Genomic DNA, 8,729 nt, shown 5'->3' on the forward strand with positions numbered 1-8,729 from the left:
TTTTTATTTATGCGGTAATCGCTTTCGCTTCCTTTGCTTTGTAATATCATATAAAAAGGCACAAAAAAAGCCGCCCGGCAATAAAGGCGTTTTGCCTCTATACCGGGCGGCCTGCTATGCCGTCGTTTGTCCTCATTTTAAGAGAGTGGTTTTAATATTAAGCTTTGTTTTATTTTAGGTTTTCCAGCATACGCATAAATACCGCGGCTGCCTGCGCCCTTGTCGTATTGGCCTTCGGTGCAAAGCTGCCGTCCGTATTGCCTGTCATAATGGACTTTTCCGCCGCCCATATTACAGCGTCCTTTGCATAATCTGAAATATCGCTGTTATCCGTATAGGCCGTGCTGCCGCTTGTCGTTATGTCATATCCCTTGAATGCTGCATAGCGATAGATCATTGCCGCCATCTGCTCTCTGGTTATATTATCATTCGGAGCAAATTGATTTTCGGAAATCCCAAAGATTATACCGTTATTGCTTGCCCACGCAACAGCCTTTTCATAATAGCTTCCGCTTTCTATGTCAATGAAGGCGGCTGCGGCTGTCTGCGGCTCGTTTTCAATACGGTAAAGAACTGTAACAAACATTGCCCTTGTAATATCGCTTTGGGGTGCAAATTCCGTATTTGATACACCTTTCATCAGACCGTTTTCGTATGCGTATTTCACCGAATCGTAAAACCAGTCATTTTCTCTGATGTCGGTAAACGGATTCTTCCAATCGCCGTCCGGCGTTGTGCCTCCGTTATTTTTTTCTGTCCACTTTGCGTAGAGAGTAAAGCTGCTTGTTACCTTTTCGGAAAAATCGTACTTGGTTTTGAGTTCTTTATCCGAGTACCAACCGTCAAAATCAAAGTTTTCTTTTGTCGGCGCTGTCGGCTCTTTGATAACGCTGTTTCTTGTAACGGTCTGATTTGCAATCTTGCTGCCGCCGTTTGTTTCAAACGATACGGTATAGCGAGTTGTTCCGCCGCCTCCGCCTCCGGAACTTCCACCGGTTTTTGTCCAGTTTGCGGTTACGGTTACCGCTTTATCGGGCATGGTAAAGGTTGTTTCCTGCGCTTTGGTATCCGCAAGCTGTATGCCGTCGTCCGATGTCCAGCCGCTGAAGGTGTAGCCGCTGCGCACGCCCGCATTAATCGTTACCGTTTCGCCGGTTGAATACTCTCCGCTGCCCGAAACCTCCGCATAGCTTTCATTCACCGTTACGGTGTTGGAGGTTTTCTTTGTTACAAGAGCCGTCTGCGGCAAGGAAGTATTTGCTGCAATGTCCTGTGCATACAGCATTATAACGGCGCTTGTTTCACTTTCAAGCTGTCCGGAAACAGCAAAGCTTCCGTCTGCTCCGGCAAGAACCTCTTCATTTTTGCCGTATACGATTCTGCTGCCCGCATCCGCCATTCCGGTTATCGTATATTCGCCGGTTTCCTTGTCGGCGTAGAATACGTCGGAGGAAAGCGTCAGCACGGGCGGCTCTTTATCCATATCCACAAGCAGGAATACGCTTGTTACGTCCATGTCGGAAACAGCGTCAACCTTAAACATCAGGCTTCCCTCAAATTCGGGAATTGCAAAGGTGTTTTCTGTGTTTTCCATCGGTATTTCTGCATTGGAATCCATTCTTGTTACCTTAAACGATGCGCCGGCGTCCGAACCGCTTACCGTCAGGGTGTTGTTTCCTCCGCCGACATACGCATGGTAAACGCCGTTTTCATCGGCGGTACACTCGCTGCCGTTAACCGAAAGCGTTATTTCAACAGGCGTATATTTCGGCAGATATTCTCCCGAGGATTCGGTTTCCCTGCTGTAGTACTTTCCGTCCTCCGATTTTTTGTATGCACGAACGCCGATCTTGTAGGTCTTGTCCGGCAACAGATTCTCGGCAGCAACCGACTCTGCGGAGCTTCCTTCTTCGTTTACGCGGACACCGTTTCCTCCTACTGTGAGCGCCATATCTATAGAGGTTGAGCCATCATTCAAATCATATCCGAAGCCCGTATCTGTCCATGAACCGTCTTTTTCCTCATAGATTCTCACGGCATAACCGTCTGCGCCGTCTGCCGCATCCCACTGTGCATGCATTACTTCATTCCCGGACGCCTGCAAGGTAACGTTTGCCGGTGCAGACGGCTCGTATATATTGGTGTATGAAACCTTACTGCCAAATGCCTGATTGTCAATGGCAATAAGCGCTTCCTCCTCTTCTCCGTCGCCGTTGATATCAGCCAGTTTTTTCGTCATAAGAAAGGCTGTTACATAGTATTCTCCGGTGGGAGCCAGCGCACCCGATGATGGAACGGGAAGCGTAATGTTTGAAGTATCGCCTATTTCCTGCTCGGAAATCATATAATCCGCTCCGCCCTCTTCGTTTGAAAAATAAGTGCGGATAACGTAAGGCGTATCCTTCGCGGCATACTTCACCTGACCGGAAAGCTGATTGCCGTTCAGTGTCAGAGCCAATTTCTCGAACGGCTCAACGGAAAACGCCTTTTCATCGGTAAATGTCAACCCGCCTGCGTCAACGGTATACTTGCCGCCTTCTTTAAGCCTCAGAAGAGCCAGACGATATTTTTTGCCGTCAGCGTTTGTTTTTTCCATATCTGCGATAGTTGTCGCACTGACAGCTTCGTTGGGATTAAACTCACTGTCGTCGGTCATCCAGTCGATATTAAGCCGGGTGTTGCTGTCATTGAAAATCTTCAGGTTGTCTTTGATCTGCTCCTCGGTGAGGTTTCCGTCAAAGGCAAGTACGATATACGGCGCTTCGTCCGTTCCTGCACTCACTGAGATTTCCGTCCGGCTCACGCCGGTGCTTGCAAGCGCAAGGTTCTCCTCACGCACCGCCGCAATATCCGCTCCGCCGTCTTCCGCAAGCAGAGTCACAACCGGCGTCACACCTTTATCCGCCCAGTTCCATTCGGGCATATAGCCGAGCACCTTAAACTCAAGGCCCCAGCCGCCGCCCTTGCGGAAGTTGGTCTCCACGATCTTCGGCACGAGTACCCATGCCCGGGCACTGGCGAACCAGCCGCCCACCTGAGCCACCACGCCGAGGTACACATCGACATTTTGGAAGGCTTGCTTCATACCCTCCTCGACGGTGACGTTTCTGATCGGGAATGCCGTCTGACCGCCTACGATGAGATTGATATTTCCGACATTAAATCCTTTGCCGGCAAAGACGGGACTACCTTTTGGAATCTGCAATCTGCCTGCAACCGTGCCGTTTGCACCGATTGCAAGATATACATTATCCTTGCTGTCATTCACACCGCCGAAAGCGCCCAATTCAATAGAAGAGTCAAACGTTATAACGTCTATCTGTTTACTCGGCAGATTTAATGCAAGCTCTTTTGAGCCGCCGAAATAAACGCCTTGATATGTATTGCCTTTATAACTGCGTTCCTGTCCGTTTAATTTTAAGGAATAGCCGAAGCTGTCGATAATCTGCGTCGCCGCTCCTGCGCCTACAAGGTTAACATCGGTCGCTTTTAGTGAAATCTCGCTCGGTCCTATAACAATGTTACCTGTTCCCTCGATAAGATGCAGATAGGTTCCTGCCAGCGCACCTCTCAGCTTTACGGGCGGAATGTAAAAATAATTGCCGTTTATCGTTGCGGCAAGATCCTTAAAGCCTGCGCCGCCGCCGTTAAGCTGTCCTACCGGAACGGGCGGAACAAGGACGATTCCGGGTGACGCTTTTACAAAAAACCACAGCTCGTCCGGAACGAGAGAACCGTTTTTAATGCGTTCAAGAGCAAGCGACGCCTCGGTTTCAAACAGGTCAAAGGCATTCAGTTCAAGGCTAAAGGCATACCGTTCCTCACCCTTAAAGGTGTTGACCTCACCCTCAACCTTTGCAAGCTCCAACGCCATCATCTTGGCGGTGTCAAAGCTGCCCTTTGCTTTCACGCCGTTAACCTTAAATTCATACGTCTTTTTGCCGCCTACTGTCTTTTCTTTTAAACCGTAGCCCAGCTTTTCAAGTGAAAATTCAGCGCCGTCAAATATTGTTTTAAATCCTATTTCGCCGTTGAAAATGAGGTTGCCGTTCACGTCGGCAGATGCCTTTTCCAGCTTTGCCGTTGCATACGGAATATCAACATAAATGATTGCATCGTTTTTATCCGGCTCAATATCAAATATAAAGCCTTCTTTTGAAAGTGTGATTTTTAAAGAGCCCTCCGCACCGCCTCTCGGCTGATAGAATTTGAACGAGGGAGCGTTCAGGTGAACGCCGTGTTGCTCGATACGTCCGTCCTTATGAATAATCAGCTTTCCGCCGGCATTTTTGTTCCATGTTGCCGTCACGGAAGGAGTGAGCATTGCGGCGCCGTCCGTAAACACAAAGGAAGAGCCGTTTGTGCTTTCATACTCTCCGCCGATTTGCGCAACGGGGGACGAATTGTATTTCTTTTTCAGCTTCTCAAGCGCAGCGTCATCAGAAACGTATTCAACGGTAATTGCGCCGTTTGATTCAAATGCCGCAAGACGCTTTGCGGAAAAGCTTGACGATATTTCGTCAGGCTTTGTGGGAAGCTCCTCACTCATCGTTTTCAGATCGCGATAACCCCACAGATACTGCGAACCGATCGACATTCCCGTATTTCCGTCAATGTCAAAGTAGGTATGGCTTCTGCTTTCCACCCATGTAAGAACAGGACAATCGTGTGGCTTCACGGTAACGACCTGCGGCAGACTTACACGCAGCGGAGTATCTCCGCAGTACACAATATCGAACTTATCGTAGTAATCGGACAGACCGACAAACGGATTTGCCCACGGATAGGCGTCTGTATAAAGCTCATTAACATAAACGCCGTCTATATCGCCCCACGAGGTATACCCTTTTGGAACGTGCTTTGTTGACATATCATCGATTTTGCCTGTGACAACCGAACTTTTCGTTGTTCTATCGCCGCTTTCGGTTACCGTTGTGCGATCCATCTTAATCGCCGGGCCTCCGGGGCTGTTTGCGGTTTCACCGTGACCCATTCCGGTGAAGCTGTTTATCACATACCACCACTCAAAGTAAAAATCATGTCCGAATAAAGCATCGCTGTTCATTTGTATATCCCCAACAGTTGTCAAAACGCCCCAAGCCGTTTTGTCCTTTTTGTCAAGACATACAAGCTCGTGATAAACCGTTACTTTTGCCGGTATTCTTGTGCCGTGCGGAGTTCCGGGAATATCGTACAGACCTATGTCCATGTTGTAGTCTGCCTTAATTGCGGTATTTTCCCCGTTCGGCGTTTCGGACACAAACTCCGCCTTTTGCAGTGTGACAGACGGATAGGTTGTCTTCTTATTTCCTCCGCCGGTATAAACATTAAATTCGCAGCCGGGGGCTTGAAGATCCTGTGTAAAAACCTCGCCTGTTTCCTTTGCGATTGCCCTCGGAACCGTTGCCGTATAGGTTTGATACCGAAAATCGTAGAAATAAAAGCTTATGTAATCGTTTTGCAGAAGAAGCGTTTTTAGACCGTTTACTTCAAAGGTAAGCGTTTCGTTTTGCTCGGGCGCCGCAAGAATATTCATCGGCAGCGCGCAAACGATGATGCAAAGTGATAATAACACCGATAGTATTTTTTTGTTCATTTTCTGTTCCTCCTATTTTTTATTTTGATGCAGATAACGGTAATCACCGTTGCGGCGACGAATGTCACAACGGCTGTCAGTACATATCCGCCCACTCCGTCAATCAGCAGAATTGCACCGCAGTAACCGGCAACCGCCGCACTTTTGTACGATGCCGGAAATAATGCGGCACAGCACAGCAAAAGAACGGAAAGCAGGGCGGTTGCCGCCTTGCAGAAATTCAGCTTTTTTGTCTCCCTGCGATATTTTATTTTTTTTGCTCGGGTGAAAACTAAGCTCATTCTTTCCGCATTGGATTTCAACTCAAACACCTCCTCGATTTGTCCTTTTATTATATAGGTGCTTGAAAATATAAAATTCCCCCCCAAAAAAATAAAAAAGACCGGATTTTTACCGGTCTGTATAAAACAAAGTTATTTTGAAGCAGTCAATTTTCTGAAGGGGGCTTTCAGAAGAAGCAGAATAATACAGGAAACAATCGGAATGGCATAACCAAGCTGCTTTATCATTCCGTCAGTTTTCATAAGCATATTAAACGTTGCATGAAAGGTAATTGCAACGCATAACAGTCCGAAAATACCTGCCGCCCTTAGTGCGGCAGGGCGGCGGAATACCCTGAGTCCGTATCCGATGATAAAGGCACAGGTAATGTGCATAGCGCCCGATGAGAAGCCGCGCACAAATAAATAAAACAGATTGCCCGTTCCGTTTTCCAAAAGGTAACATATGTTTTCAAAGGTAGCAAACCCCACTGCAATATTGAAAATAATATTACCTCCGTCCTCAGGGCAAAGTTCAAAAACAATCAAGCCGAACAAAAGAGGCAGCAGCTTTACGGTTTCCTCTATAACCGGTGAGATTTCCAATACGGCATATGTATCCTGTGCATTGTAAAGCGCCGAAAAAAACGTATTCAGATAGGCAGATATAATACAGCAGACAAAGCCGAGAACGATAAAAAGATAGTTCTTTCTGTTGCCTGCATTTGTGCCGAGTGCGGCAATTAAAAACGGAGCCGCAAGGCATATAAATATATTTTCTATGTTGTACGGCATAGCTTTTCCTCCCTGCTTTGCGCAACGGCTATCAGAATAAGAGCCGGATTCAGTATCAATATGTCAACCAAATAATAAGGATTCACAAAAATATTTTTAGTAATAAAATACGAAGAAATCCATAAAATATATTCAGCCGCATAAAAAAACAAAGCTGCATAAAAAATCAAAGGCTTTTCGGAACGGTTTCGGATTTTTGCCAAGCATATGCCTTTTACCGCATAATATCCCAATACTCCCATCGCCGTTCCCATTAAGATGTTCTCAAAATAGCTGCCTCTTGTGTAAAAGAAAATACACATAGCAAGTGAAAATACCGGTAAGATCCAAAAAACGGCTTTCTCTTTCTGCTTTTCTTTCGGCATATCTGCATAAAGACGCAGAGCAAGAAAAATATATGAAGCCGTCCAGCTCAGCTCCGAAACACAAAATACAAGCGGAGAAGTGCCGAACAATATCAGGTATAGTACCCAATAGGCAAGCCCCATTCCGAAGCTCAGGTAAAAAAGCGATACCAAAAGACGATTGTAGCTTCTGATTCGTACTGCTGCAATGCAGGAGTGACCTCCGCAAATAAAAATACAGAAAAGCTGTAAAAGATTATCTGTCAGCTCTGTCATTTTTCTCGTCCCTTTCTTTCCTTCTTTTATGCAGAATATCACACATCAGGGTTACCGAAATGCCGAGTAAAAACGCCAGAATACCCACAACCGCATAACCGGCAAAGGCTTTGTCTGCGAAAACACCGGCAGCGTCGGGCAGCGGCATTTGCTCAAATCCGTTAAAATTCAAATCACAGACAAGCGCCGATACAGCTGCGATTAAAGCAAGACAAAACGAACAGTACGAGATGACCGCAAGCATATGTTTTTTTGCTTTGCGCCGCTTTTTCAGTTCATCGGTTCTTTTTTTCAAAAGCAGCATTCTTTCAGTCGTTGAACGCACTTTTTATTCCCTCCCTTTCAAGCAAAGGTCTTAAATTCTTCTTGCTGAGCTGCAGCAGCTTATCAACCTGTTTTGCTGACTTTTTTAAAATTGCAGCGGCATCTTTATATCGCATTCCCTCAATATACACGAGATAAAGAGCCTCTTTCTGCGCAGGCGGCAATCGCTCAATGCATTCATAAAGCTGTCTGTCCCGCTGTGCGAGCCACATATCATCTTCAAATGTATTTTCTATACAAAAATTCATTTCTTCATCTGTAAGAAGAATATGTCTTTTCGCTTTTCTCAAAAACATCAGTGCGTGATTGCGGGCCGCTTTATATATATAGCTTTCAAAGCTGCTTTTAATCTTCGGACGCTTGTCGACAAGATATGCAAAAACCTCTATCAGCAGGTCCTCCGAATCGTGAAGATTTTTCACATATCCGTTTATATACAGTGTCATTTTGTCGCCGTAATATTCCATAAGCCTTTCAAGAGCCTTTGCATCACCCGAAAGGTATTCGTTATAAATTCCTGTTGTATCCATTATTCAACAAACCCCCTTCTTCGTTTGGTTTGCCGGACAATTTTTCCGACAGAATGTGTCATCATGCTGATACAAAAACCCACATTAGATTATATCATACATTTTAGTTTTCGTCAATGAGCCGGAAGGGTTTTCAGCGTTTTGCACTATGAAAAAATTGTAAATTTCTTGTTTTTCTCAAATGTGGGAAAACAGAAATGTCTTTGCTTTATAAATGAATTTCAAAACAAAATAATCATTTTTTCTCTCAAAAGAGTTGCCAAAACCGTATTTTCCGCACTACCTATATAGAGGGAAAAACCTGCGCTTTAAGAGAATAGCAAGCAAAGCGAGTGAGTACCCACTCACGATTTTTACGGCGGTCATTTTTGCAAAATTGCCGTAAAAATATTTTGGGATATTCCCAAACCCTTTAAGTGATACCCGAAAACTTGTTTTCGTTGGTAGAACTTATGCAGACGATTGTCAAATCGTCTCAGCCTGTCGAAAAACGCATGGATTCCATCAAGCGAATCCACGCGTTTTTGTGTCTATTGGGAATAAAAACATGAGTATCCGATGCAGCGTGCCATGGTTCCCATCCCGCCACTTCCACATGGCCAGC

The 8,729-nt window shown here is 45.8% G+C and carries 6 protein-coding genes; all 6 read right to left on the minus strand.

Going from position 1 to position 8,729, the window contains the following annotated elements; translation table 11 throughout:
- Window positions 1-169 precede the first annotated feature (169 nt).
- Entirely contained in the window at window positions 170-5,596 is a 5,427-nt protein-coding gene (locus KQI32_RS10300; RefSeq protein ID WP_216424912.1) for an S-layer homology domain-containing protein, read from the minus strand.
- A complete protein-coding gene (locus KQI32_RS10305) occupies window positions 5,593-5,898 on the minus strand; it encodes a hypothetical protein (RefSeq protein WP_216424913.1) in 306 nt (101 codons plus the stop codon). The genes KQI32_RS10300 and KQI32_RS10305 overlap by 4 nt, the downstream gene beginning before the upstream one ends.
- 111 nt (window positions 5,899-6,009) lie before the next feature.
- Complete coding sequence (locus KQI32_RS10310) at window positions 6,010-6,651, minus strand: PrsW family glutamic-type intramembrane protease (protein WP_216424914.1); 642 nt, start codon at window positions 6,649-6,651, stop codon at window positions 6,010-6,012.
- Complete coding sequence (locus tag KQI32_RS10315) at window positions 6,636-7,271, minus strand: hypothetical protein (RefSeq protein ID WP_216424915.1); 636 nt, start codon at window positions 7,269-7,271, stop codon at window positions 6,636-6,638. The genes KQI32_RS10310 and KQI32_RS10315 overlap by 16 nt, the downstream gene beginning before the upstream one ends.
- Window positions 7,252-7,596, minus strand: coding sequence for a hypothetical protein (locus KQI32_RS10320; RefSeq protein WP_216424916.1), 345 nt, complete (start codon window positions 7,594-7,596; stop codon window positions 7,252-7,254). The genes KQI32_RS10315 and KQI32_RS10320 overlap by 20 nt, the downstream gene beginning before the upstream one ends.
- Window positions 7,580-8,125, minus strand: a complete 546-nt coding sequence (locus tag KQI32_RS10325; protein ID WP_216424917.1) for an RNA polymerase sigma factor — start codon at window positions 8,123-8,125, stop codon at window positions 7,580-7,582. The genes KQI32_RS10320 and KQI32_RS10325 overlap by 17 nt, the downstream gene beginning before the upstream one ends.
- Window positions 8,126-8,729: the final 604 nt, after the last annotated feature.

The organism is Acetivibrio sp. MSJd-27, from assembly GCF_018918095.1.
Taxonomy (GTDB): Bacteria; Bacillota; Clostridia; order UMGS1840; family HGM11507; genus HGM11507.

What these genes read in the sequence shown, in the direction of transcription:
- KQI32_RS10310 (WP_216424914.1), bottom strand. Translation starts at nt 6,651, where the DNA reads ATGCCGTACAACATAGAAAATATATTTATATGCCTTGCGGCTCCGTTT.
- KQI32_RS10300 (WP_216424912.1), bottom strand. Translation starts at nt 5,596, where the DNA reads ATGAACAAAAAAATACTATCGGTGTTATTATCACTTTGCATCATCGTT.
- KQI32_RS10315 (WP_216424915.1), bottom strand. Translation starts at nt 7,271, where the DNA reads ATGACAGAGCTGACAGATAATCTTTTACAGCTTTTCTGTATTTTTATT.
- KQI32_RS10325 (WP_216424917.1), bottom strand. Translation starts at nt 8,125, where the DNA reads ATGGATACAACAGGAATTTATAACGAATACCTTTCGGGTGATGCAAAG.